Origin of the sequence: Persicitalea sp., assembly GCF_041751555.1 — a bacterium.
Taxonomy (GTDB): Bacteria; Bacteroidota; Bacteroidia; order Cytophagales; family Spirosomataceae; genus Persicitalea.
On record NZ_JBGSXF010000349.1, the window covers coordinates 1 to 1,787 of the forward strand.

A 1,787-nucleotide genomic window follows, 5' to 3' on the forward strand; every position below is an offset into this window, starting at 1 on the left:
TCCTTGATAATTCCGGCATCTACCCAGGATTTGAACTGGAAGTAGTTGGCCTCCGAGTGTCCCTGATTACCCATTTGGGTGGCTACCTTGTACTTTTTCGCCCCTTTCATCATCAGATCGACCTCCTGGAAAGTGCGGGCCATGGGTTTCTCTACGTACACGTGCTTACCCAATGACATGGCCAGCATGGTGATCGGGAAGTGAGCAAAATCGGGTACCCCCACGCTCACGGCCTCGATCTTACTGCCCATTTTGTCGAACATCTCCCGGAAGTCCTGAAAGCGGGGAACATCGGGATGCATTTTGAGTACTTCCAAAGTCTGCGGAGCACCCATGTCTACATCGCAAAAAGCCACGAAGTTGGCCAGGCCGGTCGCGTGCAGCGCTTTGGTGATTTCACCACCCCGGTTGCCGATTCCGCAGCAAGCGAGGTTTACTTTGTCGCTCGGCGCTACGTGGCCCAATGATTTGCCGATGGTTCGGGAGGGGATGATGGATATACCAGCGGCAGCGCCCAAGGCACCCGCTTTTACGAAATTTCTTCTGTTCATGGTTCTGTTTTATGTTCGACTTTAATTATGAAGACGACAAGGTTCAAAGCTTACCCTTTGAGGGATAGCACTCATTTCGCAGTAAACAGCCCTAATCAATGTACCGCCGCGTAATCGGCTGGTAGGAATCCACCCGCCTGTCGCGGAAGTACGGCCAGGTCGTGCGGTAGTGATCGATGCTGGCGAGGTCAATCTCCTGCGTGTGCACCACTTCTTCCTCGTGCGGGGCCAGGTACAGCAAACGCCCGTGCGGATTGGCGACGAACGAGCCACCCCAAAACTGCTGGTCGCCTTCGGTACCTACCCTGTTTACGGCTACGACGAACACGCCGTTGGCCACGGCGTGACTGCGCTGAATGGTTTGCCAGGCGCCATACTGCTCCTCGTTGGTGACTAGGTCGGTTTCGCGCTTGTCCCAGCCGATGGCGGTGGGATAAAACAAGATTTCAGCCCCCATCAGGCTCGTGATGCGCGCGGCTTCGGGGTACCACTGATCCCAGCAAATGAGGACGCCAATTTTGGCAAATTTCGTATCGAACACCCGATAGCCGATTTCGTCGGTTCCAGCGGTACCGTCCGTGGGGGCGTCGCCGGGCGTGAAGTAGAATTTCTCGTAGTAGCCCGGATCGTCGGGGATGTGCATTTTGCGGTACTTGCCGAGGTAACGGCCATCGGCGTCCAGCACGGCGGTTGTGTTGTGGTACAATCCCTGGGCGCGTCGCTCAAAGAGTGAGGCGATGACAACAACGCCCAATTCTTTAGCCAAAGTACCCAATGCCTCGGTAGAGGGGCCGGGAATGGCTTCGGCAAGATTGAAATTTGCGTGATCCTCCACATCGCAGAAATACAGCGACTTGAATAACTCTTGCAGGCAGACAATCTGCGCGCCCTGCGCGGCGGCTTCCCGTATTTTTTCGGTGGCTTTCTGAAAATTGGCCTCCGGGTCGGCGGTACAACTCATTTGCACGAGACCGATATTTACTTTTTTATCCATTCTAAATTTTTCGTCAATCCAGGTTGTCAGGGCGAGAACATCCCTCCTGTTTACAAAACTACGGAACATAGCGTAGCATTCCCAGAACCAACGTGAGAACCAATAAAGCCAGTATTTGAGATGAAAAAGCCCGCTGATGAAGAACCACCAGCGGGCTTGAAGAGCCTCCTACAAGACTTGAACTTGCGACCTACGCATTACGAATGCGTCGCTCTACCAGCTGAGCTAAGGAGGCTTATTAC

General features: G+C 53.9%; 2 protein-coding genes and 1 tRNA gene. All 3 read right to left on the reverse strand.

Going from position 1 to position 1,787, the window contains the following annotated elements; genetic code table 11:
- On the reverse strand, nucleotides 1–551 hold a 551-nt coding region (locus ACEW8P_RS12500), incomplete at its 3' end, for a Gfo/Idh/MocA family protein (protein ID WP_373513412.1).
- A 91-nt stretch (nucleotides 552–642) separates the two neighbouring features.
- Nucleotides 643–1,545, reverse strand: coding sequence for a carbon-nitrogen hydrolase (locus ACEW8P_RS12505; RefSeq protein ID WP_373513413.1), 903 nt, complete (start codon nucleotides 1,543–1,545; stop codon nucleotides 643–645).
- Nucleotides 1,546–1,707: 162 nt separating this feature from the next.
- Nucleotides 1,708–1,780, reverse strand: a tRNA-Thr gene (locus ACEW8P_RS12510).
- Nucleotides 1,781–1,787: the final 7 nt, after the last annotated feature.

What these genes read in the sequence shown, in the direction of transcription:
- ACEW8P_RS12505 (WP_373513413.1), bottom strand. Translation starts at nt 1,545, where the DNA reads ATGGATAAAAAAGTAAATATCGGTCTCGTGCAAATGAGTTGTACCGCC.